The organism is Rhizobium sp. CC1099 (genome assembly GCF_029714385.1).
Taxonomy (GTDB): Bacteria; Pseudomonadota; Alphaproteobacteria; order Rhizobiales; family Rhizobiaceae; genus Rhizobium.
This window is the reverse complement of sequence record NZ_CP121642.1, coordinates 1,071,412-1,096,239: the sequence shown is the minus strand read 5'-3', so window position 1 is coordinate 1,096,239 and position 24,828 is coordinate 1,071,412. Positions and strand designations below refer to the sequence as shown.

Below are 24,828 nucleotides of genomic sequence, written 5' to 3'. Positions count from 1 at the left end.
ACCCTCAGAGCCCAGCCATCCTTGAATACTTGCCAGTCTTCATAATTCATTCGATTGACTGATACTTGGGAACGCCATATAATAGCCCTCATGAACGAAACCGGCACCAAAAAAGCCGAGGCATCCCGAAGCGAGGTTACCCGCGAGAGGCTGCTTGCGGCGGCACTTGACGTATTTGGCCGATACGGCTTTGACGGCGCTAGTACGCGCAAGCTTGCCGATACGGCAGGCGTCAACCTACAAGCCATCCCCTATTACTTCGGCAGCAAGGAAGGGCTCTATATCGCAACGGCCGAATACCTGGCGGGAATTGTCGCCGGACATGTCGCCGGCATCCGCCATCGCGTCGGCCGCCATCTTGCGGAAATCGATGAAACGAACACGCCGTTGAATGCGTCGCAGGCACGGCTCTTTCTGACGGAGATCGTGGAAACAATGGTAGTTCTTTTCGTCAGCAAGGAGTCGGAGGCCTGGGCCCGCTTCATCATCCGCGAGCAGCTGGAGCCGACGGCGGCTTTCGAAAGGGTCTATGCCGGCATCATGGGGCCGATGATCAATATGGCACGGCGGCTGATCGGGGCGATTTTGAAAGACGACCCCGCCTCCGAGAACGTGCGTTTGCGCACCCTCTCCTTCGTCGGCAGCCTTCTGGTATTCCGGATGGCGAACGCCGCAGTGCTCGCGCAGATGGAATGGGATTTAATCGGCGAAGAGCAGATCGCAACGCTGCAGGCCCACGCGCGCAACCTTGTCGCGCTGCTCGAACCGGCGAAAGGACAAACAGAATGAACAAGATCATTCCGGCTGCGATCCTTCTCGCCGGCGCAGCCGCAGCCGGCTGGTGGTACGATGTGCCGTCGAGGCTCGGCTGGGCGCCGCAAGGCGCAAAGGAGTTCACACTCTACGGAAATGTCGATATCCGCCAAGTTTCGCTCGCTTTCCGGGTGAGTGGCCGGCTCGAAGAGGCACGCGTCGACGAGGGCGATACCGTCAAGCGCGGTGCTATTCTGGCGCGGCTGGACAACGAACCTTACGACTATGCGGTCCGTTCGGCGGAGGCAACCGTCGCCGCGCTGCGTGCCACACTCGACAAGCTCAGGGCCGGTCCGCGGCCCGCAGAGATTGCGCAGGCAAGCGCATCTTACAACGAAAGCCTTGCTGACCTGAAAAACGCCAATCTCGCTTACGACCGCGCCCGGCAGCTGCGGCCGCAGGGTACGGTTTCTCAAGCGGGTCTCGATCAGGCGACGGCTGCAAGAGCAATGGCTGCGGCACGTGCGGAATCCGCAAATCAGGCGCTGGTGTTGTTGAAGGAAGGCAGCCGCGCCGAAGACATCGCAGCTGCGGCAGCGCAGTTGAAATCGGCCGAAGCCACTCTTGCAACGGCGCGGACATCGCTTGGCGATACGGAGCTTCGGGCACCCAACGACGGCATCATCCTGTCGCGGATCAAGGAGCCCGGTGCGATCGTATCGTCCGCCGATGCCGTCTATGTGCTATCGCTGACCGAGCCTGTATGGGTCCGCAGCTATGTCGCAGAAGTGGAACTCGGTCGGATCCATCCGGGCATGACGGTCAAGGTCACGTCCGATACCAAACCGGATCACGCCTATGACGGCAGGATCGGCTTCATTTCTCCGGTTGCGGAATTCACGCCGAAATCTGTCGAGACGCCGGAACTTCGCACCGACCTCGTCTATCGTCTGCGCGTCGTCATCGAAAAACCCGGGCCGGATCTTCGCCAGGGCATGCCGGTGACGCTTCGCCTTCCATCATTGCAGGCAGCGAAAAAATGAGTGCCGCAGAAAGACCTCGCGATACCGCCGAACTCGTTCACCTGGAGGACGTGACGAAGCGGTTCGGCGAGGCGAAACCGGCACTTGATGCAATTTCGGCCTCGATCCGCGGCGGCGAGATCACCGGGCTCGTCGGACCCGACGGAGCAGGCAAGACCACGCTTATCCGCCTGATGACCGGTCTCATGCTTCCGGAAGGAGGTACGATCAAGGTGCTGGGCTTCGAACCGCGCGACGGATCGGCTGCCATCCAAGCTTCAATCGGCTACATGCCCCAGCGCTTCGGGCTTTATGAGGATTTGTCGGTCCAGGAAAATCTCGATCTCTACGCCGACCTTCGCGGGCTGCCAAAAAGCGAACGGGCAGCGACCTTCGATGAACTTCTGACCTTCACGGACCTGAAACGCTTCACAGGCCGTCTTGCCGGAAAGCTCTCGGGCGGCATGAAGCAGAAGCTCGGCCTTGCTTGCGCGCTTTTGAAGAAACCCCGCCTTTTGCTCCTTGATGAGCCCGGCGTGGGTGTCGATCCGATTTCCCGGCGCGAGCTTTGGAAGATGGTCGAGAATTTGACAGCGGAAGGCATCGGCGTCGTCTGGTCGACGGCCTACCTCGACGAGGCCGAGGCTTGCGATCGCGTCCTGCTGATGAATGAGGGCAAGCTGCTTTTCTCCGGTGAACCGAAGGATCTGACGGGCCAGGTCAAAGACCGTGTCTTTCGGTTGACCGGTGTTTCGGGTCGGCGCCGTCAGCTGCTCGCGAAGCTTCTCGACGAGGACGGCGTTATCGACGGTGTGATCCAGGGTGAAGCGATCCGACTGGTAACCGCGACCGGCCACGATGGCGCGTTTGCCGCAGCCAGTATCGCAAAAGTTACCCCTACAGAACCGCGTTTCGAAGATGCTTTCGTCGACATGCTGGGTGGAGGGCCAGGCGGTCGGTCGAGGCTTGCGGAGGCGCAGCAGCCTCTGACCGGCAAGGACGACAAGCCGGTGATCGTAGCGAAAGGTCTCACCAAACGCTTCGGCGACTTCACAGCAGCCGACGACATTACGTTCGATGTTCCGCGCGGCCAGATATTCGGGCTGCTCGGACCGAACGGCGCGGGCAAATCAACGACTTTCAAGATGCTGTGCGGACTTTTGAAGCCGACGAGCGGCGAAGGCCGGGTGGCCGGCTTCGATCTGCGCCGCGATGCGGCACAGGCACGCAACCGCCTCGGCTACATGGCGCAGAAATTCTCGCTTTATGGCGATCTCAGCGTCGCGCAGAATCTCGATTTCTTTGCCGGCGTCTATGGACTGAGCGGCCAGCGCAAGCGCGAGCGCACGCAGCTGATGACATCGATCTTCGATCTTCAATCGCGTCTTGCGATGTCCGCAAAGGACCTGCCGCTCGGGCTCAAGCAGAGGCTGGCGCTTGCCTGCGCCGTCATGCATGAACCTGAGGCGCTCTTTCTCGACGAACCCACCTCAGGCGTCGATCCGATTACGCGCCGCGAATTCTGGACGCATATCAACGGGCTCGTAGAAAAGGGCGTCACCGTCCTCGTCACCACGCATTTCATGGACGAGGCCGAATATTGCGATCGCATTTCGCTGATCTATCGGGGCCGTTCGATCGCACTCGGTACGCCGGATGAGCTGAAGGCGCGTTCTTCAAATGCCGACAACCCCGATCCGACGATGGAGGACGCGTTTATTGCGCTTGTTCAAGCCTCGCAGGAGAGGATTGCGGCATGACGCTCCCTCCCCCCGCACCAGTATCCCCCTCCAGCCCAAGCCGCCGTCTTGCAGCATTGGTTCGCAAGGAAAGCCTTCAGGTCATTCGTGATCCGAGCAGCATTCTGATTGCATTTGTGCTGCCGCTCATCCTGCTCTTTCTATTCGGTTACGGCGTTTCGCTGGACACGACGCGGACGCGTGTCGGATTGGTCATCGAAGAAACAACACCGCTGACGAATGATCTTGCCGCAAGCTTCCAGGCATCCCGCTATTTTTCCGTGACGACCGGCCGCGACAGACGGCTCTTCGCAGAAGAGCTGGTACTTTCCCGCATCCGCGGCATCATTGTCATCCCGGCGGATTTCACCCGGAATTATGCAGCAGGCAATCGGCCGCAGGTCCAGGTGATCGTCGACGGTTCCGATCCCAACACCGCCAATTTCGTGCAGAACTACGTCCAGGGCGCTGTGGCAAACTGGCGGCTCCAGCAGCAGTCCGAAATTGCCGCAGGCGGGCCGCCGATTTCCGCGGAGCAACGCTTCTGGTTCAATCCGGAACTGACCAGCCGGTCATTTCTGGTGCCAGGCTCGATCGCAATCGTCATGACGCTGGTTGGAACGCTTTTGACATCGCTGGTCGTTGCCCGCGAATGGGAGCGGGGCACGATGGAAGCGATGATGGCAACGCCGGTGACGGCCGCCGAGTTGCTTGCCGGCAAGATACTCCCCTATTTCCTGCTCGGCCTGACATCGATGACGCTTTGCGTGCTGCTTGCCGTCTTTCTGTTTGGCGTTCCGTTTCGCGGTTCCGTCCTGGCGCTCTATGCCCTGTCCGCCGTTTTCCTCATGCCGGCGCTCGGGCAAGGCCTGCTGATTTCGGCTGCCACCAAGAACCAGTTCCTTGCCTCGCAGCTGGCGCTGATTACGGCCTTCCTTCCCGCCTTCCTGCTGTCCGGTTTTCTCTTCGAGATCAATTCGATGCCGACCGTGATCCAATGGATCACATTCATCGTGCCGGCGCGTTATCTGATCCCCAGCCTGCAGACCGTGTTCCTGGCCGGCGATATCTGGCCGATGTTCCTCCATGCAATCCTCGTGATGTTTCTGATCGGCTCTGTCTTTTTCCTGCTTGCCGCACGCAGCACCAGAAAGAGGATTGCGTAAGATGTGGTGGACGCGTCTGAAAGCGCTTATTGTCAAAGAACTGCTGGCCGTACTGCGCGATCCGAGAGGCCGTACCATCCTGATCGGTCCGCCGATCGTGCAGCTCCTGGTCTTTTCCTATGCAGCGACGCTCGAGGTTCGAAATGTCGATGTGATGCTACTCAGCCGCGACAGCGGCTATTGGGGGCAAGAACTCGTGCGGCGCATCGAGGGTTCGCCGACATTCCGCAAGGTGATCATCGCCGGCACGCCAGCCAGCGTGCGGGATGCTATCGATCGCCAGACGGTAACCGCCGCAATCGAAATTGGTGCCGATTTCTCACGCAGGATCGAGGCGGGAGAGCCGGCCGATCTGCAGGTCATTCTTGACGGCCGGCGCTCCAATGCATCGCAGATCGTTTCGGGATATCTCACGCAGATTGTCGCGACATTATCCGCTGAGACGCCTGCAGGTGTCCGAGGAGCTGTCCGTTCCGTCACGACAGTGCCGCGCAACTGGTTCAATCCCAACCTGATCTTCCAATGGTTCATGGTGCCGAACCTGATCGCCAGCATTGCGCTGCTCATCGGGCTTATCGTCACCGCTCTTTCGATCGCTCGCGAACGCGAGCTCGGCACCTTCGACCAGTTGATGGTCTCGCCGCTTCGCACCCATGAGATCCTGATCGGCAAGCTTGTCCCGCCGATGATAATCGGGCTCTTTCACATGACGGTCTATATCCTAGCGGCGATCTTCATCTTCGGCGTGCCTCTGCGCGGTTCGCTGCTGCTTCTTTACGGCAGTTCGCTCTTCTATCTCGCATCGGTCGCCGGTCTGGGGCTTTTCATCTCCGCCTTGTCGATGACTCAGCAGCAGGCAATTCTCGGCGCCTTCCTGTTCATGGTGCCGGCTATGCTTCTTTCCGGCTTCGCAACGCCGATCGAGAACATGCCCGACTGGCTGCAGCCGGTCACACTGATCAACCCGCTGCGCTACTTCCTGGTGATTGTAAAAGGCATCTTCCTCAAAGACATTCCCCTCATGGAGGTGTGGCACCAGACATGGCCGCTTTGCGTGATTGCTGCCGGAACCTTAAGCGCAGCCTCGTGGCTGTTTCGCAGAAGGCTCGAATGATCATTTCGAAACGTCTCCTAAAGCCCTGACATTGTCCCTGCGGCACTTCCTTTAGTGCAGCTACGACACCCTTCGGTCGGCGCAGGCGCGAAGGCATGCACCGCGGCGATTTTGCCGCTTGCATTGTTTACTAAAATACGTTTTACTAAACACATTGCTAAACATGAATTGAGGAGTTCATGTGAGCATTCCTTAGAAGTGGGTGAAGTTGCGACGCCGGTGGGAGCCGGCCTTTGGAGGAACTTATGCAAAAGAAATCGAAAGCCCTTCTCGGGCTGGCCTCGGCGCTCATGCTGTCGTCGGCTTTGCCCAATCTTGCAATAGCCGATGAACTGACACTCTGCTGGGCCGCCTGGGACCCAGCCAACGCGCTCGTGGAACTGTCAAAGGACTTCACGGCCAAGACCGGCACGACGGTGAAGTTCGAGTTCGTCCCATGGACGAGCTATGCCGACCGCTTTCTGAATGAACTCAACTCTCACGGCAAGCTCTGCGACCTGATTATCGGCGACAGCCAGTGGATCGGCGGTTCAGCGGAGAATGGACACTACGTCAAACTCAACGACTTTTTCGACAAGGAAGGCATCAAGATGGATGACTTCGTGCCGGCAACAGTCGTCGGCTACTCCGAGTGGCCGAAGAATACCCCGAACTACTGGGCGCTTCCGGCCATGGGCGACGTGGTCGGCTGGACCTACCGCAAAGACTGGTTCGAGCGTCCGGAACTGAAAAAGGAATTCAAGGAGAAATATGGCTGGGATCTCGCCGCGCCGAAGACCTATGATCAACTGAAGCAGATTGCCGAATTCTTCCAGAAGCGCGAGATCGACGGAAAGACCGTCTACGGCGCTTCGATCTATACCGAGCGCGGCTCGGAGGGCATTACCATGGGCGTGACCAACGTCCTCTATGATTGGGGCTTCCAATATGACAACCCCAAGAAGCCCTACGAGATGGAAGGCTTCGTCAATTCACCGGACGCGGTAAAGGGCCTTGAATTCTACAAGTCCCTGTTTGATTGCTGCACGCCGCCGGGCAGCTCAAACGTCTACATGGTCGAATCCGCGGATGCCTTCAAATCCGGCCAGGTCGCCATGCAGATGAATTTCGCCTTTACCTGGCCCGGCCTTTACAAGGACGAGAAAGTCGGCGGCGATCGCATCGGCTTCTTCCCGAATCCTGCCGAGAAGGCGCACTTTGCCCAACTCGGCGGACAAGGTATCTCGGTTGTCTCCTATTCCGACAAGAAGGACGCCGCGCTTGAGTACATCAAGTGGTTCGCACAACCTGATGTGCAGGCCAAGTGGTGGGAGCTCGGCGGCTTCTCCTGCTTGAATTCCGTCGTCAACGCGCCCGGCTTCGCCGGCAGCCAGCCCTACGCTCAGGCGTTCCTGGACTCCATGGCGATTGTCAAGGATTTCTGGGCCGAACCGAGCTACGCGTCGCTTCTCCAGGCCATGCAGAAACGGGTCCATAATTATGTGGTCGCCGGCAATGGGACCGCTCAGGAAGCGCTCGACGGCTTGGTGAAGGATTGGACCCAAGTGTTCGAGGACGACGGCAAGATCTAGTGTCCGGCTGGACACGCGGAATTCTTGTCTGGACGGCGGCCCGGATCGGCAAAGGAGCCGGGCCGCATGATGTCTCACATACGCAGAGACCAGGTGACATCTTGAACATCTCCAATTCCATCGTCGAGAAGGCAGCGGATGCGACCGCAAAGGTAACGCCGATTTCCGTGGTCCGGCGCGTCCGCGGCCTGTCCGATCGAGCAATAGCATGGCTGTTTATCGCGCCGGCCATCGTCCTGCTGCTCGCGATCAACATCTTTCCGCTCATCTGGGCAATCTATCTTTCCTTCACGAACTATCGGGCCAACCGGCCGAATGCCGCTGTCGAAGGGGTGGGTTTGAGAAATTACGAGCGCGTCCTAACCGATCCGGACATCTGGCAGGCGATGCAGACGACAGCGCATTTCGTCTTCTGGACGATCGTCCTGCAAACCGTTATCGGCTTCACACTCGCCTACCTGATCGACCGCAAATTTCGCGGCCATGCCTTCTGGACGACCGTCATCCTGATCCCGATGATGCTGTCTCCGGCTGTTGTCGGCAATTTCTGGCGTTTTCTCTACGAGCCGCAGATTGGCCTTTTCGCCTATGCGGTCTCCTGGCTCAGCGGCATTCCGACGTCGGATATCCGGATGCTCGGCGACGTTTCGCTTGCGCCTTGGGCGATCATCATCGTCGACACCTGGATGTGGACGCCCTATGTGATGCTGATCTGCCTCGCCGGCTTGCGCTCGATCCCGGACTATATCTACGAGGCCGCGGAGGTCGACCGTGCCTCGGCATGGCGCCAATTCTGGTCGATCACGGTGCCGATGGCGCTGCCTTTCATCATGCTCGCCGTACTCTTCCGCGGCATCGAGAACTTCAAGATGTTCGACATGGTAACGCTTTTGACCGGCGGCGGACCAGGCTCGGTTACGGAGGTCGCCTCGATCACGCTGAAGCGCGCGGCCTTCGAGAGCTGGGCCACCGGCCGCGCTTCCGCCTTCGCTATCGTTCTCTTTGTCGCGGTGTTCGGTCTCGCCAACATCTACGTCAAGGCTCTTAACAAGGTGAAGCAACGATGAGCTCCGCGAACTCCGCCCATTCGGTCGTTGAGCCGAGCTTCACCAGCAAGCGAATCGCCGGCGCAATCGTGATCCTCTACGCGCTGATCACTCTAATACCGCTGGTCTGGATTTTCCTGACCAGCATCAAGTCGCCGCCTGATTCCATCAGCTATCCGCCGAAGATCGTCTTCACACCGTCGCTTGAAGGCTATTGCAATCTTCTGACCACGAGAACGCGGCAGACGCCTGAATACATTGCTTCCTTGCCCGAGCCGACGGGCACCTGCGATGAGGTGACCCGCAAGCGCAACATGGTGATCGCCGGCCCCTCGAATTTCTTGCCGCGCTTCGTCAATTCGCTGGTGATCGCGTTCGGATCTACTTTTCTCGCCGTCTTGCTCGGCACGATGGCCGCCTACGGCTTCTCGCGCTTCCGGGTGCCGCTCGCCGACGATCTTTTGTTCTTCATCCTGTCGACGCGCATGATGCCGCCGATCGCCGTCGCGATCCCGATCTACCTGATGTACCGGGAGCTTGGGCTGTCCGACACGGCATTGGGGATGATCCTGCTTTACACGGCGGTCAATGTGTCGCTCGCCGTCTGGCTGCTCAAAGGTTTCATCGACGAGATTCCGCGTGAATACGAGGAAGCCGCGATGATCGACGGCTACACCCGGCTGCAGGCCTTCCGGAAGGTCGTGCTGCCGCAGGCAACGACCGGCATCGCCGCAACCGCCATCTTCTGCCTGATCTTCGCCTGGAACGAATATGCCTTCGCCGCACTTCTGACATCGGGCAGCGCGCAGACCGCACCGCCATTCATCCCGACAATCATCGGCGAAGGCGGGCAGGATTGGCCGGCCGTTGCAGCGGGAACCACCATTTTCCTGATCCCGATCCTGGTCTTCACCATTCTCCTGCGCAAGCAGCTGCTGCGCGGCATCACCTTCGGAGCGGTCCGCAAATGACGCACCTGATCGAAACGCCCCGCCCTGCCCGTCCGAAACGGCCTTTTTTCCTGCAACGCGGTCCGATGGAGAACATCGCAACGGTGGTGATTGCGGCAGGTTTCCTTATGCTGTTCCAACCCTTCCTGCTGGTGCTCTACACCTACTCGCTGGTAACACTGCTTATAGGAACAGCGATGTTCATCATCGTCTCGAAATTTGCGGAGTGAACCATGGCGGAGATCAGAGTAGAAAATATCCGCAAGCAGTTCGGTAGCTTCGCTGCGGTCGAAGGCTCGAGCTTCGTCGTCCTTGACGGCGAGTTTCTCGCCCTGCTCGGGCCATCCGGCTGTGGCAAGACGACCACCCTTCGCATGATCGCCGGCCTCGAACTGCCGACCAGCGGCAAGATATACCTCGACGGCGAGGACGTCACCTTCAATCGCGCCAGCGCCCGCGACATTGCCTTTGTCTTCCAGCTCTTTGCGCTCTATCCGCACATGAATGTGCGCAAGAACATCGGCTTTCCGTTGCTGTCTCAAGGGATGCCGAAAGCGGAAATACGTGAACGCGTCCAGGAGACCGCCCGCCTGCTGCAGATCGACCATATTCTCGACAGGTCCGTCTCCGGGCTTGCCGGTGGCGACCGCCAGCGCGTGGCGCTCGGCCGCGCCATCGTTCGGCGCCCGAAATGCTTCTTGATGGACGAACCGCTCGGTACACTCGATGCGGAATTCCGCGAGGTCATGGTTCATGAGCTGCGAGAATTGCACAACCGCATCCACGCGACGACGGTTTACGTTACGCACGATCAGCATGAGGCGATGGCGATGGCCGACAAGATCGCCGTCATGAACCATGGCGTCATAGAGCAGTTCGGGACGCCGCAGGAAATCTACAGCAAGCCTGCGACCATGTATGTCGCGGACTTCATCGGCTCTCCGCCGATGAATTTCATGCGCTTTACCTCCGGCCTTCAGAAGGGAGACCGATCCATCTCTCTTGATGGCGTCGATGTCGCCGTTCCCGAGGTTCACCAGGACTTGAGGGTAGGCGAGCTGGCGCTTGGCGTGCGGCCGGAGCACATCCGCTTCAGCGATGTCTCCGCCCTGCGCGGCGCCGTCTATGGCAGCGAGTATCTTGGAACAAATCAGATCGTGGCCATCGAAACCCGCAGCGGATTGATCAAAGCCCGCGTTCCGGCAAACCGTAACTTTCGCATCGGCGAAACGGTTGGTCTCGAATTCAACCCTGTCAATCTTGCGCTCTTCGACTGCCAGTCGGGCCGTGCGGTCCCTTCATCGCTCTATTCGGAGGTCCGGCATGGCTGATGTCGTTCTCAAAGACCTCAACATGCGTTTCGGCGACACGCAGGCGCTCAGCAACTTCGATCTTGCGATCCGCGATGGCGAATTCGTCGTGCTGCTGGGGCCGACTGGGGCCGGCAAGACGACGACGCTTCGCCTGATCGCCGGCCTAGAGCGGCCCGATAGCGGCCGTATCGAGATCGGCAGCCGCAACGTCGCTGGCCAATCCCCGGCCGAGCGCGACGTGGCTTTCGTGTTCCAGCAATATTCGCTTTATCCGCATATGACGGTTTACGAAAACCTTGCCTTTCCTCTTAGGGCGCCGGTTCGAAAGTTGAGCAACGACGAGATCGATCGGCGCGTTCGCGAGATTGCGCAGATGGTGAGGATCGATCATAAGTTGGAAAACCGCTCGACCCGTCTTTCCGGCGGAGAGATGCAGCGCGTCGCAATCGGCCGGGCGCTGGTGCGCGAACCCGCAATCTACCTCATGGACGAACCGCTTTCGTCTCTCGACGCCAAGCTTCGGGCGGAGCTTCGGCTGGAACTCAAGCGCATCCAGAAGGAACTGGGCTCGACCCTTCTCTATGTGACCCACGACCAGGTGGAGGCCATGACGATGGCGGACCGCATCGGCATTGTCGCGGAAGGCAGGCTCCTGCAGGTCGGCACGCCTCGGGAAATCTACGGCAATCCCGCCAGCCTTCATGTCGCAGCCCGTCTCGGACAACCGCATATCAACCTGCTGCCTGCCGATCTACTTCCTGGCGGAAGTCCTCCCAAGGGTACGAAGACAATCGGCGCACGCACTGAGCATCTCGACATCATCGTCGGCAAGGATGCAAACGCAGAGGTCGACTGGATCGAGCACCTGGGCGACCAGAACCATCTGCATATCCGTGTTCGTGATCACAAGCTCGTCACGCTTGCGGATCCATATCTCTCAATCAGACCGGGCGACAGGATTAATCTTACACTCCGCGACCCGCTCTATTTCGACGCGAGCGGACAGCGGCTCGCTTGAACGAAGAAACTGAACCAAGGCAGGCATGCAAAAACAGACGGGTCTCAATCAATGAAACATTTCTTCAATCGTCGGAAAGACATCGTCACAGAAGCTCTGGACGGCCTGCTGCTCACAAGCGGCCCGGACCGCCTTGCCCGTCTGGACACATTCCCCGAAATCAAGGTGATATTGCGCGCGGACTGGGGCCATTCGAAAGTGGCAATCATTTCAGGCGGCGGTGCGGGACATGAGCCTTCGCACGCCGGTTTCGTCGGCAAGGGCATGCTGACGGCAGCGGTATCCGGCGAGATCTTTGCTTCGCCAAGCGTCGACGCGGTCCTGACGGCGATCCGCGCCGTTACCGGACCCAGGGGAGCCCTGTTGATCGTCAAGAACTACACCGGCGATCGCTTGAATTTCGGCCTCGCCGCCGAAAAGGCTCGCGCCGAAGGTTTCGACGTTGAGATGGTCATTGTTGCGGACGACATCGCGATCCCGCATATCAACCAACCGCGCGGCGTCGCCGGCACCTTGTTCATTCACAAGATTGCCGGATATTACGCCGAGATCGGATCGGATCTGAAGACGGTCGCCGCACACGCTACATCCGCAGCAACCGACATCGTCTCGCTCGGGATGTCGCTTTCGACCTGCAGTGTACCCGGCCAGTCGCATGAGGACCGCCTTGGCGCGAACGAAGGCGAACTTGGCCTTGGTATCCATGGGGAACCAGGCGCCGAACGTATCGCACTCCAACCGGTCGCCGATATCGTTGCCACTATGACCGAGCGGCTTGCCGCAAAGGTGGACGATTCGCGAAGCCACGCCCTGCTCATCAACAATCTTGGCGCCGTCCCGCCCCTCGAAATGGGCGTGATCGCCAATACCGTCCTGTCTTCCTCCTTCGCACGCTGCGTCAAATTGATTATCGGGCCGGCGCCAATGATGACGGCGCTCAACATGAATGGTTTCTCGCTCTCGCTGATCCGGTTGGATGGCACCCGCGAGGCGGCTTTGACGGCGCCGGTCGAACCCCATGCCTGGGTACCTGCAGTCGAACATCATGGGATCAAGGTCATTGCGGCTCCCCAAACAGGCGCCAATCCGAATGGAACAGCCGTGGCCAGCGACGACGACCCGAGCCGTCGCCTGATAACAGCACTCTGCGAGCACCTGATCTCGCTCGAAAGCCAGCTCAACCGTTTGGACGGCCGCGTTGGCGACGGAGACACTGGCTCCACGGTCGCAACCGGCGCTCGCAGCGTGCTTGCCCGCATCGACACTTTGCCGCTCAAGGAGCCCGCCGCCACCCTGGCTACGGTCGGCGACATTCTGAGTATCAGCATGGGGGGCTCGAGCGGCGTTCTGCTGTCGATCTTCTTTACCGCCGCAGCCAAGGCTATGGCGGTAAAAGCCGATATCGCCGCGGCCCTTCTTGCCGGGCTCGATCGGATGACGTTTTATGGTGGAGCCGGGATCGGCGACCGCACGATGGTCGATGCGCTGGCCCCGGCGCTCGCAGCCCTCACCTCCGGCAGCGTCGCGGCGGCCGCGAAGGCGGCCGTGGCAGGTGCGGAGTCGACGAAGGCGATGAAGAAGGCAAAGGCCGGACGCGCCTCGTATGTCGGAGAGAAGGATCTGGAAGGCGTGCCGGATCCCGGTGCGGTGGCGGTCGCGGGCGCATTCGAGGTCGCGGCAGCCATTGCGGCGACAGCCATGGCGTAAAAACGCGCCGCCGTTGGGAGGATGCGAGGTGCAGGCAGAACCGGTGCTTGTTTTGGGACTGATCGAAGCTTGCCGGGCGGTCATCACGGCAAACACCGATCATCTTTGCGCGCTTGATTGCGCGATCGGCGATGGCGACCACGGCAGCAACATGCAGCGCGGATGCGAGGCGGTGAGCGCGGAAGGGGCTGCCCTTTCCAGCCTCCCCTTCCCCGATGCCGTGGAGAAGATAGGAATGACTTTGGTGATGAATGTCGGCGGTGCTGCGGGTCCTCTTTACGGGACATTGCTGATGGAAATCGGCCGGGAGCTGCGCGCCCGGGACGGGACTGCCGATTTTCCGATCGTGCTGAAAAAGGCGATCGATGCGGTTGCAAGGCGCGGACGTTCGCATGCAGGCGACAAGACGCTGCTCGACGTGCTCTATCCGGTACAGGATGCGCTTGCCCAATCTTCGACGCTGATCGATGTCGCGCGGCGCGCCGAACTCTCCGCCAATCTGACCGCCGCCATGAAGGCCATGCGCGGCCGCGCGTCTTATCTCGGCGATCGTTCGATCGGTCATGTTGATCCGGGTGCATCCAGCTGCGCGCTTTTGACCACGGCTATCTGCCATTATTTCGGGGAGAACGATCGAGTATGACGACTGGAACTACCGCAAACGTCGGAATCGTAATCGTCTCCCACTCGCCGCTGGTCGCACGAGGTATTGCCGACATGGTGCGGCAGATGGTGGGTGACTGCGTGCCGCTCGCCTGGTCCGGAGGCAATGTTCGCGGAGAGCTCGGCACCGACGCTGGCGGCATCCTGCGGGCAATTGAAGCGGCCTGGTCGAATGCAGGCGTCGCCGTCTTCGTCGATCTCGGCGGGGCGGAAACGAACAGCGAGATGGCGATCGAGATGCTCGGCACGCCGCGGTCGGCGCTCGTTGCGATCTGCAACGCTCCTTTGGTGGAAGGCGCCGTCATCGCGGCGGCGGAAGCCTCCGGCGGTGCTTCGCTGGCAAAAGTCGTCGCCACAGCCGAGGAGCTCTCACCCTGATGAGCAGTGAATTGCGAATAGAGACGACGGAGGCCAAACGATTGCATGTCAGCTGCCAGACGGACGTGGAAGTCAGCCATGGCGTTGGACTGCACGCGCGCCCGGCCGTGACATTCACCCGGCTCGCAAAGTCGTTCCCATGTTCGATCGAAGTCGCGGTGAACGGCAGCGATGTCTGGCTGAACGGCAAGAGCATTATCAAGATCATGAGCGCCAGAATCCGCAAGGGATCGGTTCTACGCATAAGAGCTGACGGCATTCTGGCGGAAGAGGCAATCAAGGAATTGAAGGAACTCGTCGAACGCAATTTCGACGAGGACAAGAAACATGGCCGAACGGCATAACCTGAAAGCAACGAGCGCTTCTTCCGGCGTCGCCTACGGACCGGTGCATGTAGCGGAACTGCCTGGTGCCACCCCCTCGTCTCAACCGCAGTCCGCTTCAGGATATCAGTCGCTCATCGACGCAATCGAAGCATCGGTCGGCGAGCTTGAAGCCCTTGCCGGGAGGTCGGACGCCGAAAGCCGGGACATCATCGATTTCCAGATCGAAGTTCTTCGCGACCCGACGATAGCGGAGACGGCTGAAGCGCGTATGAATGCCGGAGAAAATATCGTCTTCGCATGGGCGGGTACGCTCGACGACTACATCGGCGAATTGGAAACGGCAGACGAAGAGCAGGTGCGGGCGCGCGCCGTCGATATCCTGGACATCAAGAACCGTGTGCTCTGCGCATTGGCCGGAACACCCATCGCGGACTTTCCGGCCGGCTCGATCTTCGTTGGCAGGGATATGGAGCCGAGCCGCTTCCTGGCACATGATTGGTCGGGGGGCGGAGGCATCGCGCTCTTCAATGGCAGTGCCATCGGCCACGTCGCGCTGCTCGCACGGGCGAAATCGATCCCCATGGTCGTCAACGCTGGGCGTTTCGCCGTTTCGGAAGGCGATTATATTCGTGTCGATGCCGACAGCGGCGCAGTCACCGTCCATGCCGACGGTGCAGGCGCCGAATCTGCTTCCCCGCAATCGATTTCCAGGTTCACGGATGCAGGTCCTTGTGACAATGGTGAGGTCTGCACGGCCGATGGTACGCGAATCCTGCTGTCGATCAATGTCAACGACCCGGCCGAACTGGACTCAGTTGAGCCGGTGACGACGGCAGGCATTGGATTGATGCGGTCGGAATTTGCGGTCTCGTCGGTCGCGGATGCGGCGAGCGAAGAGAAGCAGATTGTCATCTATCGTCACGTCCTGAAATGGGCGGCAGGCAAGCCGGTGATAGTCCGCATGCTGGATATCGGCGGCGACAAGCCGCTTGCCGGGCTCGGTGTGCCGCCTGCCGGACCCGAAACGGATCTGCGGGGCATCCGGCTTTTGCTCGCACACCCAGAAATTGCCCGCGTTCAGACACGCGCCCTGCTGCGTGCCGCAGTCCACGGCGATCTTCGCGTGATGCTGCCAATGGTGACCTTTCCGTCAGAGATCAACGAGATGCGGAGCATATTTCGGGAGGAAGCCGTGCGGCTCGCCAAACGCGGCATGCCTCACCTCATCCCTCCGATCGGCATGATGGTGGAAGTGCCGGCCGCTGCACTGATGCTGGACACCTTTGAAACCGCGGATTTCTTTTCGTTCGGAACCAATGACCTCACACAGCATCTCGCCGCTTCCTCTCGCGACGGGGCCAACTCGACGATCTTTGACAGTGCTACCATGCCGGCGCTTTTTCGTTTTCTTGAAGGAGCGATGCAATTTGCGGCAAAGGGCGGCAAACCTGTCAGCATCTGCGGAAACATCGCGGGCGATCCGCAATGGCTTCCGGGATTGCTGGCGATCGGCTTGCGGCACTTTTCCGTGGCGCCCGTACAGCTTCCCGCGATAAGATCGGCGATTGTGGGATTGAGAGCCGATGGAACAAAGGCGGCCGGAGAGTAAAATGGCGCGCGACGACACCGAAGACGCCATTATCGCCTACAAGTCCATCCTGGCGCAGATCATCGACAATCGCCCCTCCGGCACACGCCAGCGGCTTGCCACGGAGCTCGGAAAACACCGAAGCTTCGTTACGCAGATCACAAGCCCGACCTATGCGACACCGCTGCCGGCCCGGCATCTGGCGACGATTTTTCGAGTTTGCCACTTCAGTGCCACCGAACAGGAGCGTTTCTTGAACGCCTATCAAACGGCGCATCCGGGAAAGCTTCCGGAGCTTGGCTATTCCGAAAAGTTGCGGCAACTTTCCATCATGGTTCCGGATTTCGGCGACGAGAGGAAGAACCGCCTGCTGGAGGAGGCGATCTCTGATTTGGTGCAGAAGATCGCCGCGCTTTCCGGAGGAACGGATTGATCGGCATTTCGCGGACCGGCTGAGGACCGCAAACATATCGCCGCCTTGGGGAGGGCTGGATGAAGAAGTTCATGAACACTGCGGAAACCATGGTCGCCGAAAGCCTGGAAGGCTTCGTGCGCGCCCATGGGGAATTCGTCGTGTTCGGCGCAGGGCGAAAATGCGTCCGCCGTCGACACTTCACACCAGGTAAGGTCGCACTCATCTCCGGTGGGGGCGCCGGTCATGAACCTATGCATATCGGATTTGTCGGCAAGGGAATGCTGGATGCGGCATGCGTCGGGCATATTTTTACCTCGCCGACGCCCGATCAGATCGTGAGCGCCATAGAGGAGGCGGACACAGGTGCCGGATGCCTGCTCATCATCAAGAATTATGACGGCGACATCATGAACTTCGAGATGGCGATAGAAATGGCCGCCCACCGGCACAGGATCGAAACTGTCATCGTCAGCGACGATATCGAGACGGGGAGAACCGGCGAAGGCCGAGGACGCCGCGGCGTTGCAGGCACACTGGTCGTCGAGAAAATCATCGGTGCGGCTGCGGAACGGGGCCTGCCGCTCGAGGAATTGAAGCGGATCGGCGACCGGCTGAACGGACGTATCCGGACAATGGGGGTGGCGCTTAGCGGAGTCACGATACCTCAGATCCAGCGCACGACATTTTCAGTGAACACGGACGAAATGGAAATGGGCGTCGGCATCCATGGGGAGCCGGGCCATTCGAGACAACGCCTCCTGGCCGCCGACGCCATCATCCGTCATCTGTGCGAAACAATCTCCGCAGACATCTCCATCCAGCCGGATACGAAGGCCTTGCTCTTCGTCAACGGCCTCGGCGGCACGCCGCCGGCCGAACTCTACCTTGCTTACAACGCAGCTCACCGTTTCATGGAAGAGCGGCTGATTCACATCGAACGCGCGCTGGTTGGCACCTATGTCACCTCGCTCGATATGCAGGGCCTGTCGGTCACACTGGCTTTGCTGACCGACGACGAGATCGCTCTATGGGACTCGCCGGTGGCAACGGCAGCGCTGCATTTGTCGCCGTGACAGGGGCATGCCGCTGTCTTACGCCCCCCGCCGTGTACCCTCGGCGCAGTGTTCAAGGGAAGGCATCCGTCGCGATCGTGAGCATCGCTGTCCGCCAGTCATAGGCCGAGATCAGCCAGCGCGAGAAAGGGGCGAGTTCGTCATCGGCGCCACCCCCAGGCCGGCTGAGACCAGGGAAACGGCAAGGCTGCGAATCTTTTCGAACCATGCGGTGGTGATTGCGATCATCGGCGCGAAGAATGCGGGCAGCAAGGGGTAGCCGTTTTATTCTGTATGTACGTCGCCACTGCCACCATTGGAATTGGCATCTACGGCGAGTGAAGCCCAAGCGGTTCTGTTAGGCTGCGGGTTTGAGCTTTGCGGCATAGACCCACCGCAACAGCGCAGAACCGGCTGATGGCAGGCAGTCGTCATGTGCCTTCTGGAGGCGAAAGACGCGCCACAAGGACGGTGGATCATTTCAACCGAAGCGCAGCATTGAACGAATTGCACTGCGCATGTGGCCGCTAAATTCAGCACCCTCTTTGCCAATTAGATTGATCGGCATGCGATATGCGAAGCAAAGCGAAAAGAGGCCCAGAAACAAGATCTCGGAAAATAGTACGATGCTCGCATGCGCATTTTCGAGCCGCAGCACGTAAGCGATGACAAAGCAAGGAATGCCAACCATAGCCGATACACGCATACCGTATCGATGCTCTATGATTAACTCCATGAGCGAGACGCGGGCCGCTTGGCAGGCAAACGCGGTGATTACGCAAAAATATACAAAAATTGCAAGCCCCACTGCTGTCGCCACTGCTGATAGTCCATACTCTACAACCAACAAAGTGCCGCATACTGTCAGGCACGCATAAACTGCTTGCGATAGTATGAGCGCGCGTATGGCCGCCGTTGCGCGCAGCAGAGACCCGCTCACTCGTGAAGCCAACCTAAAGTACATTCCGATAGCGAGGAAGGAAAACACGGGGATTACCTTCTCCCATTGCTTGCCGAGCAGAGACAAAACAATTTCCGGAGCGAGAATATAGATCACCGCGCTCATTGGCATTCCAAAAAGAGCGGTTAGACTAACGCCTCGCAGGTATGCCTTCTTGAGCCGCTCTGGGTTAGACTGCACTTGCGCCATCGCAGGAAAAACGACCCGATCCGCTATACGGGCGTAAACGTCCGTCGGCAGACTCATGAGACGATATGCTCGTGAGTAGAGTCCAAGGTGAACTGCATCCAAAGATCGGCCGACGATGGTGATGTCTGCGCGAAGCGCGATAAAGTTGATTACACGTGATGCAGTAAAGCCAGATCCCATTCCCATAAGGCGACGGGTGGATTGGCTATCAAATATCGGTCGAAGGTTCGGCTTAGCAGCATAAACCAGAACGAAGGACAGGAAACTGGCCTCACATATCGATGCCGCGGCAAGGGCCCAATATCCGAAGCCCGCGAATGCCAAACCGATGCCGGTCGTGCCGTATGCGAGTGTCTTGGCCGCAATCTCGCTCATTCGGATACGGCGCATCTCCAGTCGGCGTAAGAGCAGGCCCTCAGATATGGAGGTAAATGCTTGAACGATGATGATGAACGACAATACTCTAACAACATCTTCTGAAGCGGGCATGTTCATGAATCGCGCAAATGGCGCAGCACAAGCCTGCGCCAAAAGGAAGAGAATGGCCGACGAGATCAGCACTAACGTCAGTGCCGTCCGCTGCTCAACTTCTGTGAGGCTTGGCAATTGAACGATCGTCGCGCCGATTCCGATTTCACGCAGAAGATTGCAAAATGAGAGGAACAAGATCGCCGTTGCCATGATGCCAAAATCCGCTGGCGACAGTAGGCGTGATAGAATGGCCATGTAAGCCAAGTCGATCGCTATGCCTGCGCCTTGGAATATCGAGGTCATCGCGACCTCGGATCGGACTTTGTGACTGAGACCTTTGTTTTCGGGCTCTGACGAAATCATCTAGATCGAGCGGCCCTGTCCGCGCGGGGCGCTGCCGCCCAGCCTTTGAGTAGGCGCATAAGACGATTGGCAAGTGGAGCCAGTGGCCTCAGCCACGGAGCGAATAAAATGACGCGCGTAAACCAAGCTGAGATGACTGGTTTCTCGTTAAAAGCTGCCTTTAGCAAATGCCTTGCATCATCTTCCAGCCCAATTAAGGCTCGCCGCCTGGCCTCTGAGGCGAGGCTCGTCGCAAGATCCTTTGACCGCGGCCGCATCAACGCGGAAATCGGCCCATTCGTGTCCAAGGGATCGGGCCTCCCTGCCATGCGCTCTCGCGCACAATACAAGGCGAAATCTCTGCAGCTCATCGCCACTGCTAACTTGCGCGGATCGCCGGTTACGGAATCCTTGCGCTTCCAAGCCTTGTATAAAATCTCGGGAACGACGGCCATACTCCCATAGTCCGTCATGCGCAGCCACAGATCGAGATCCTGGCGATATACGAAGAATGGTCTATATCCCCCAGCTCTTTCATATATAGAGCGCCGCATAAGGACCTCGCCCTGCGAAAAAGGATTGCCGTTAAAGAGTTGTACTTTTATATCCTTATGGACGAGCGGCTTAACAACGTAACTCCTCGAAGCTATGTCTGATACGACTTCCCGATAGCAGCCCACTGCAACGACGTCGGGATTCTCGTCTAAAAATCGAACCTGGCTCTGCAGCCGCGTTGGATAGGATATATCGCCTGATCCCTGCACCGCGATGAATTCGCTATCCGTGCAAGCGATAGTCGAAATCATAGTCCGCGTGAACCCTACATTGCGTTGCGTCGAAACGCGGATTTTATCCGACTTATATTTCAAAAGTGCATGATAGGTGCCGTCTTGCGACCCATCGTCAACGAAGTAAGCCTCGAGATCCTGATATGTCTGATCACGAATTGCCTTGACAGTCTCATCGACCAAATGAGCCCTGTTGTAGTATGGGGACACGACGACCACGCGAGGCATCAAATCCACTTTCCTGATTGAACCGAAAGATGAGCTGGTTGGAGCAGTCCGTCGGGACGAACGTGACGAACTTCGCAGTCCATTAAAAAGCCGCTTCGTTCAAAAATCGTCCTTCTTATTAAATCGATCAGGCCCAGCACATCCGAGCTCGTTGCACCGCCGAGGTTAACGATAAAGTTACCATGACCGGGGGCAATCTGAGCTCCACCTATGCGACGTCCCCGCAAGCCAGCATCCTCGATCGCTTTTCCGGGGGGGCCAACCACGTCATACATCTTGGGGTCACTGAGGAAAACGGAGCCGCAGTTTGGGAGGCGAAGGGGGAATTTCTTTCGTCTCGACACCATAATTTCAATCATCCTCCTTCGCACGTCCGCCTCGTTGGCGGTGGCAAACTCAAAAGCTGCCTCAAGGAGAACCAGGTCCGGCCGCTGCAGGTTGGATTTTCTGTATGAGAATTCACATGCATTTCGATCCAAGATGTTCACCTTGCCATCAATGTCGACGACGGTTGCCCTTACTAGGTTGCTGCCGATCCCCTTTCTCTGGCTGCCACCGTTCATAACAACCAGGCCGCCCAGCGTTCCAGGAATTCCCACCGTATGCTCCGCACCTGTCAATCCCGCACATCCGACTTTTCGGGCAAAAACAGGCGTCCAGATTCCGGCTTGAGCGACGACGTGTGTACCGTTGATTGCAATCTGCGACATTCTACGGCCGATCCGCAGAACAACACCTCGAAAACCTGCATCATCAAAGAGTAGGTTCGTGCCATCGCCAATCACCAAGAATGGCACTTTCTCCGCACCGAGGCACTGCAAAACCTCGCTGACCGCGCGCGCATCGAGCGGTTCGACCACGACGTCAGCCGGCCCGCCAATTTGCCATCGCCCGACGTACTTCAGCGGGACCTGAGTTGAAATCTCAACGTTCCTGATTTTCCCGAGAAGCGACGAAATATTCCTGGTTGATATCTTCGGAGTGTTCACAGTCAGTTCCACGGTGACCAACGCGCCATTTCCGCCTGTCTTCATTCGGCGAGGACGTCCCCACCCAGCGATGTAACTTTCTCGATGAATCGATCGTAGCCACGTTCTATTTGCCAGGCATCGCGCACGACCGTCTCTCCGTCGGCGACGAGACCGGCCAGCGTCAGGGCGATGCCTGCGCGAAGATCACGTGCTGTAACTTCCGCGCCACGCAACCTGGTGCCGCCGCGAATGCGCAGGAGATTATCCTCGATGGAATAGTCAAGTCCCATCAAACCCATCTCTTCCGCGTAGAGGTAGCGTCCCGGAAAGCGCAAATCAATTATCTTGCTCTCTCCGCGTGACATAGCGCCGAACGCTGCAAAGAGAGGCTGCATGTCCGAATTTATCCCTGGATAGGCGCCCGTACTGATCTCCACAGGATAACAGTTGCCGCCGCGAACGATTATGCTCTCTTGACCAGTATAGACACGCGCGCCGCTTTCCTTGAGGTGTATGAGGGGGACCTCCAAGTCCGATAGCGGAAAGCCATGGATCTCAACGTCGCCGTTCGTAATACACGCCCCGACCAACCACGTTAGAGCTTCCATGTTGTCGCCAATGACCCTATGTCGAACACCTGTGAGCCCTTCTCGACCTTCAATTTCGATACGCTCCTGACCGAACACCTTGATCTTCGAGCCCATCGTTCGAAGCATGGAGATCAGATCGATTATTTCAGGACGGATATGCGGGTTCCAAACGGTCGTAACACCACGGGCCAATGCCCCGCACAAAAGAGCGTTCTCGGTAGCGCCGGTTGAGCGGATCGGCAAACGGATGTCGGCGCCTGTCAGACCTTTCGGTGCATAGGCTTCGAGATAGGTGTCTGTTTCTGTAACGGTCGCACCAAGTGCCTCCAAAAGCATAACATGCAGGTCATACTTTCGTTCGCCGAGTTTGCAGCCACCCGGCAGCGGCACAGAGCCTCTCCCGGTACGAGCCGTTAGGGCACCCAATATCAACAGTGTGTTGCGAATTGAGCGACCCCTCCACACCAACTCCGACGGCGGGGGAACAATTTCCTCGATATAGGCAATGTCGCCGTCGACAACGCAATGCTTTCCAAGAGCCTCCAGCATCCCAAGATGAACTTGGGCGTCCAAGAGCATCGTGGGGTAATTCGAGATCTCGATTTTACCAGATGTCAGCAGCGAGGCTGCGAGAAGACGCAAGACGCTATTCTTCGCTCCACTGACTAAGACTTCCCCTTCGAGGCGGGACGCATGGACGCGATATTTCGACACTTGCCGTTCGCTGTGTGTTTGAGAAAGTGGCTGATACGCTCCCAACTCAGCTTTGGTTTCAATGAGCATCTCTCAACTCCTGGTGAAGCTCTCGATATCGACTGGCTAGGATTCAACAGAGCATCAGTAATGCGCATCAGCTGGTCGCAGGTATAACGCCGTATCCTCATGTTAGAATATTACTGGCAAAAAATCTAACCTTAAAAAGCAATAAACATTTCCTAAAATCGAATAATGCGATACAATAAATACACTTTTAAATTGACTTGCAGACCTAACGCATCTAATCGAATATAATACTGACGGGCTATAGGATTAACATTTTATAGCCCAAATTATATAGACGCTTCAATAATATCTAGTGCGCCGTTTAACATTTATTTACTTGACGTTAAAAGTAACAGCTTTCTTAGATAGAGATCGAATCCACGTCGGTTGCGCGACAACCAGTGCGTCAATGGGGGACATGATGTCAGCTCATCCTTGGGTGAAAAGCGGCGCAGTTTCCGGCGAACGCAATGCTTCTCGCCGGGCTATTTGGGTCGCCATTGCAATGCTTGTTGCGGTCGCGACTGATACGCGATCAGAGGTTTACCAGCTGCAGCCCGGAGACGTCGTAAATTTTGATTTTCTTGACGACGCCCTACTGCCAGTCCTGTTGACAGTTGACGCGGATGGGGCTGCGCAATTTCCCTTGGTCGGCGGCGTTGAGATCGGCGGGCTCAGTGTTAACCAGGCGCTGGAAAAATTACGGACCGAATACAAGAATCGGCAGATATTGATCGATCCTAAAATTGCTTTGAACATAGCGACCTACAAGCCGGTTTTTGTTCTGGGCGAGGTCAAAAACCCCGGATCCTTTCCATTTTATCCGGGCTTGACGGTCGAACAGGCTGTCGGCCTTGCAGGTGGAACTTTGACGGCGGCGTCGAGTGCGGCTGACAAGATCATGGCTCGCGCGAGATTGCGTGGGGTGATGGACGGCGCCGAGGTGGAAATCGTCCATGAAGCGATTTATGCAGCGCGTTTGGTCGCCCAGTTACGCGGTGCCGAAACCATAGATTTGCAAGACGCTCCAGAAAGCGCTCGCCCCTATCTCCAAAGAACATCTCTCAAGAGCGTGCTCGAAATCGAAGAGAAGATCCTGAAGACCGATCTGATCACGACACAGGCTCAAATCCAGATTCTGACACAAGGGATTGCCGAAACAGAAGCAGGCTTGAAGATTCTCGCTCAGCTTGAAACCGAGCAAAAAGGCGTCGTCGAGATGAACGAGCGAGATCTTGAACGTGTGACCGCGCTACGCAAACGCGAACTGAATACGGAGACCGAGATCGCGCGGGTCAAGAATACGACTTCGAATGAGAAAACCCAGCTTCTGGAGATATACGCGGAGACGTCCCGGTCGAGACGCGAACTCGGTAATCTCAAGCTGGAACTCGCGAAACTGCAGGCAGATCGGGAGAAAGACATATTGCTGAAGCTCCAGGAGCGCGAAGCGGCGATCAAGAAGCTCGAATCCACGCGTCAATCCGCCGAAGAGCAGTTCTATCTCATTGCTTCGGTAGCCGCGGACGAAAGAAATCGCGACCAGATCTCCTTCACTTACGAGGTTCGCCGCCCCAAGAGCGGGGTCAATACCGTGATCGATGGTGCGCCATTCACGGAGCTGCTTCCGGGGGATGTCGTCGCCGTCTCGATCGCGGGCATGTAACAATCCGAGGAGCGAACGTGGACCCGAGCATCAGCGCCA

At 58.1% G+C, this 24,828-nt stretch carries 23 protein-coding genes and 1 pseudogene; 19 read left to right on the top strand and 5 right to left on the bottom strand.

Going from position 1 to position 24,828, the window contains the following annotated elements:
- The first annotated feature begins 90 nt into the window (after window positions 1-90).
- From QA644_RS26440 to dhaK, 18 genes are all read left to right on the top strand, one after another.
- On the top strand, window positions 91-789 hold the full coding sequence (locus tag QA644_RS26440) for a CerR family C-terminal domain-containing protein (protein WP_239600810.1): 699 nt from the start codon (window positions 91-93) through the stop codon (window positions 787-789).
- A complete protein-coding gene (gene hlyD, locus QA644_RS26435; RefSeq protein WP_283073898.1) occupies window positions 786-1,796 on the top strand; it encodes a secretion protein HlyD in 1,011 nt (336 codons plus the stop codon). The genes QA644_RS26440 and hlyD overlap by 4 nt, the downstream gene beginning before the upstream one ends.
- Window positions 1,793-3,535 carry an ATP-binding cassette domain-containing protein gene (locus QA644_RS26430; RefSeq protein ID WP_283073897.1) on the top strand — a complete coding sequence of 581 codons (1,743 nt, stop codon included), beginning with the start codon at window positions 1,793-1,795 and terminating at the stop codon, window positions 3,533-3,535. Before hlyD ends, QA644_RS26430 begins: the two co-directional genes overlap by 4 nt.
- Window positions 3,532-4,680 (top strand): ABC transporter permease, encoded by a 1,149-nt coding sequence (locus QA644_RS26425; protein WP_283073896.1) that lies wholly within the window; start codon window positions 3,532-3,534, stop codon window positions 4,678-4,680. Before QA644_RS26430 ends, QA644_RS26425 begins: the two co-directional genes overlap by 4 nt.
- A 1-nt stretch (window position 4,681) precedes the next feature.
- On the top strand, window positions 4,682-5,794 hold the full coding sequence (locus tag QA644_RS26420; RefSeq protein ID WP_074071807.1) for an ABC transporter permease: 1,113 nt from the start codon (window positions 4,682-4,684) through the stop codon (window positions 5,792-5,794).
- Window positions 5,795-6,039: 245 nt separating this feature from the next.
- Complete coding sequence (locus tag QA644_RS26415; RefSeq protein ID WP_194731222.1) at window positions 6,040-7,365, top strand: ABC transporter substrate-binding protein; 1,326 nt, start codon at window positions 6,040-6,042, stop codon at window positions 7,363-7,365.
- A gap of 101 nt (window positions 7,366-7,466) precedes the next feature.
- Window positions 7,467-8,432, top strand: a complete 966-nt coding sequence (locus tag QA644_RS26410; RefSeq protein ID WP_194731223.1) for a sugar ABC transporter permease — start codon at window positions 7,467-7,469, stop codon at window positions 8,430-8,432.
- On the top strand, window positions 8,429-9,382 hold the full coding sequence (locus QA644_RS26405; protein ID WP_074071804.1) for a carbohydrate ABC transporter permease: 954 nt from the start codon (window positions 8,429-8,431) through the stop codon (window positions 9,380-9,382). The genes QA644_RS26410 and QA644_RS26405 overlap by 4 nt, the downstream gene beginning before the upstream one ends.
- Window positions 9,379-9,591, top strand: a complete 213-nt coding sequence (locus QA644_RS26400; protein ID WP_283073895.1) for a hypothetical protein — start codon at window positions 9,379-9,381, stop codon at window positions 9,589-9,591. Before QA644_RS26405 ends, QA644_RS26400 begins: the two co-directional genes overlap by 4 nt.
- Before the next feature lie 3 nt (window positions 9,592-9,594).
- On the top strand, window positions 9,595-10,692 hold the full coding sequence (locus tag QA644_RS26395) for an ABC transporter ATP-binding protein (protein ID WP_283073894.1): 1,098 nt from the start codon (window positions 9,595-9,597) through the stop codon (window positions 10,690-10,692).
- On the top strand, window positions 10,685-11,692 hold the full coding sequence (locus QA644_RS26390; RefSeq protein WP_283073893.1) for an ABC transporter ATP-binding protein: 1,008 nt from the start codon (window positions 10,685-10,687) through the stop codon (window positions 11,690-11,692). Before QA644_RS26395 ends, QA644_RS26390 begins: the two co-directional genes overlap by 8 nt.
- Before the next feature lie 51 nt (window positions 11,693-11,743).
- Window positions 11,744-13,399, top strand: coding sequence for a dihydroxyacetone kinase subunit DhaK (locus QA644_RS26385; protein WP_283073892.1), 1,656 nt, complete (start codon window positions 11,744-11,746; stop codon window positions 13,397-13,399).
- 28 nt (window positions 13,400-13,427) lie between these two features.
- Entirely contained in the window at window positions 13,428-14,042 is a 615-nt protein-coding gene (dhaL, locus tag QA644_RS26380) for a dihydroxyacetone kinase subunit DhaL (RefSeq protein ID WP_074071799.1), read from the top strand.
- On the top strand, window positions 14,039-14,440 hold the full coding sequence (gene dhaM, locus QA644_RS26375; protein ID WP_074071798.1) for a dihydroxyacetone kinase phosphoryl donor subunit DhaM: 402 nt from the start codon (window positions 14,039-14,041) through the stop codon (window positions 14,438-14,440). The genes dhaL and dhaM overlap by 4 nt, the downstream gene beginning before the upstream one ends.
- Window positions 14,440-14,784, top strand: a complete 345-nt coding sequence (locus QA644_RS26370) for an HPr family phosphocarrier protein (RefSeq protein ID WP_283073891.1) — start codon at window positions 14,440-14,442, stop codon at window positions 14,782-14,784. The genes dhaM and QA644_RS26370 overlap by 1 nt, the downstream gene beginning before the upstream one ends.
- Window positions 14,768-16,375 (top strand): putative PEP-binding protein, encoded by a 1,608-nt coding sequence (locus QA644_RS26365; RefSeq protein WP_283073890.1) that lies wholly within the window; start codon window positions 14,768-14,770, stop codon window positions 16,373-16,375. The genes QA644_RS26370 and QA644_RS26365 overlap by 17 nt, the downstream gene beginning before the upstream one ends.
- A 1-nt stretch (window position 16,376) precedes the next feature.
- Window positions 16,377-16,787: a hypothetical protein gene (locus tag QA644_RS26360; RefSeq protein ID WP_074071795.1), complete on the top strand. Its 411-nt coding sequence runs from the start codon at window positions 16,377-16,379 to the stop codon at window positions 16,785-16,787.
- A 59-nt stretch (window positions 16,788-16,846) separates the two neighbouring features.
- The gene (dhaK, locus tag QA644_RS26355) at window positions 16,847-17,842 is read left to right on the top strand and encodes a dihydroxyacetone kinase subunit DhaK (RefSeq protein WP_194731230.1); all 996 of its coding nucleotides are present in this window, start codon (window positions 16,847-16,849) and stop codon (window positions 17,840-17,842) included.
- A 79-nt stretch (window positions 17,843-17,921) separates the two neighbouring features.
- Here dhaK and QA644_RS26350 read toward each other — a convergent pair.
- The 5 genes and pseudogenes from QA644_RS26350 to QA644_RS26330 form a co-directional block, all read right to left on the bottom strand.
- Window positions 17,922-18,085 (bottom strand): annotated as a pseudogene (locus QA644_RS26350) (MFS transporter); the annotation flags it as partial.
- 217 nt (window positions 18,086-18,302) lie between these two features.
- Window positions 18,303-19,745: a lipopolysaccharide biosynthesis protein gene (locus QA644_RS26345; RefSeq protein WP_283073889.1), complete on the bottom strand. Its 1,443-nt coding sequence runs from the start codon at window positions 19,743-19,745 to the stop codon at window positions 18,303-18,305.
- Between the two features lie 56 nt (window positions 19,746-19,801).
- Window positions 19,802-20,800 (bottom strand): glycosyltransferase, encoded by a 999-nt coding sequence (locus QA644_RS26340; protein WP_283073888.1) that lies wholly within the window; start codon window positions 20,798-20,800, stop codon window positions 19,802-19,804.
- Window positions 20,800-21,834 (bottom strand): UDP-N-acetylmuramate dehydrogenase, encoded by a 1,035-nt coding sequence (murB, locus tag QA644_RS26335; RefSeq protein ID WP_283073887.1) that lies wholly within the window; start codon window positions 21,832-21,834, stop codon window positions 20,800-20,802. The genes QA644_RS26340 and murB overlap by 1 nt, the downstream gene beginning before the upstream one ends.
- On the bottom strand, window positions 21,831-23,144 hold the full coding sequence (locus QA644_RS26330; protein ID WP_022717752.1) for a UDP-N-acetylglucosamine 1-carboxyvinyltransferase: 1,314 nt from the start codon (window positions 23,142-23,144) through the stop codon (window positions 21,831-21,833). Before QA644_RS26330 ends, murB begins: the two co-directional genes overlap by 4 nt.
- Window positions 23,145-23,532: 388 nt before the next feature.
- On the opposite strand from QA644_RS26330, the gene QA644_RS26325 reads away from it, so the two are divergent.
- Window positions 23,533-24,789: a polysaccharide biosynthesis/export family protein gene (locus QA644_RS26325; RefSeq protein WP_283073886.1), complete on the top strand. Its 1,257-nt coding sequence runs from the start codon at window positions 23,533-23,535 to the stop codon at window positions 24,787-24,789.
- The last annotated feature ends 39 nt before the right edge of the window (window positions 24,790-24,828 follow it).

Coding starts and splice junctions, on each gene's coding strand:
- QA644_RS26440 (WP_239600810.1), top strand. CDS start 91: ATGAACGAAACCGGCACCAAAAAAGCCGAGGCATCCCGAAGCGAGGTT.
- hlyD (WP_283073898.1), top strand. CDS start 786: ATGAACAAGATCATTCCGGCTGCGATCCTTCTCGCCGGCGCAGCCGCA.
- QA644_RS26430 (WP_283073897.1), top strand. CDS start 1,793: ATGAGTGCCGCAGAAAGACCTCGCGATACCGCCGAACTCGTTCACCTG.
- QA644_RS26425 (WP_283073896.1), top strand. CDS start 3,532: ATGACGCTCCCTCCCCCCGCACCAGTATCCCCCTCCAGCCCAAGCCGC.
- QA644_RS26420 (WP_074071807.1), top strand. CDS start 4,682: ATGTGGTGGACGCGTCTGAAAGCGCTTATTGTCAAAGAACTGCTGGCC.
- QA644_RS26415 (WP_194731222.1), top strand. CDS start 6,040: ATGCAAAAGAAATCGAAAGCCCTTCTCGGGCTGGCCTCGGCGCTCATG.
- QA644_RS26405 (WP_074071804.1), top strand. CDS start 8,429: ATGAGCTCCGCGAACTCCGCCCATTCGGTCGTTGAGCCGAGCTTCACC.
- QA644_RS26400 (WP_283073895.1), top strand. CDS start 9,379: ATGACGCACCTGATCGAAACGCCCCGCCCTGCCCGTCCGAAACGGCCT.
- QA644_RS26395 (WP_283073894.1), top strand. CDS start 9,595: ATGGCGGAGATCAGAGTAGAAAATATCCGCAAGCAGTTCGGTAGCTTC.
- QA644_RS26390 (WP_283073893.1), top strand. CDS start 10,685: ATGGCTGATGTCGTTCTCAAAGACCTCAACATGCGTTTCGGCGACACG.
- QA644_RS26385 (WP_283073892.1), top strand. CDS start 11,744: ATGAAACATTTCTTCAATCGTCGGAAAGACATCGTCACAGAAGCTCTG.
- dhaM (WP_074071798.1), top strand. CDS start 14,039: ATGACGACTGGAACTACCGCAAACGTCGGAATCGTAATCGTCTCCCAC.
- QA644_RS26370 (WP_283073891.1), top strand. CDS start 14,440: ATGAGCAGTGAATTGCGAATAGAGACGACGGAGGCCAAACGATTGCAT.
- QA644_RS26365 (WP_283073890.1), top strand. CDS start 14,768: ATGGCCGAACGGCATAACCTGAAAGCAACGAGCGCTTCTTCCGGCGTC.
- QA644_RS26360 (WP_074071795.1), top strand. CDS start 16,377: ATGGCGCGCGACGACACCGAAGACGCCATTATCGCCTACAAGTCCATC.
- dhaK (WP_194731230.1), top strand. CDS start 16,847: ATGAAGAAGTTCATGAACACTGCGGAAACCATGGTCGCCGAAAGCCTG.
- QA644_RS26345 (WP_283073889.1), bottom strand. CDS start 19,745: ATGACCTCGATATTCCAAGGCGCAGGCATAGCGATCGACTTGGCTTAC.
- QA644_RS26340 (WP_283073888.1), bottom strand. CDS start 20,800: ATGCCTCGCGTGGTCGTCGTGTCCCCATACTACAACAGGGCTCATTTG.
- murB (WP_283073887.1), bottom strand. CDS start 21,834: ATGAAGACAGGCGGAAATGGCGCGTTGGTCACCGTGGAACTGACTGTG.
- QA644_RS26330 (WP_022717752.1), bottom strand. CDS start 23,144: ATGCTCATTGAAACCAAAGCTGAGTTGGGAGCGTATCAGCCACTTTCT.
- QA644_RS26325 (WP_283073886.1), top strand. CDS start 23,533: ATGGGGGACATGATGTCAGCTCATCCTTGGGTGAAAAGCGGCGCAGTT.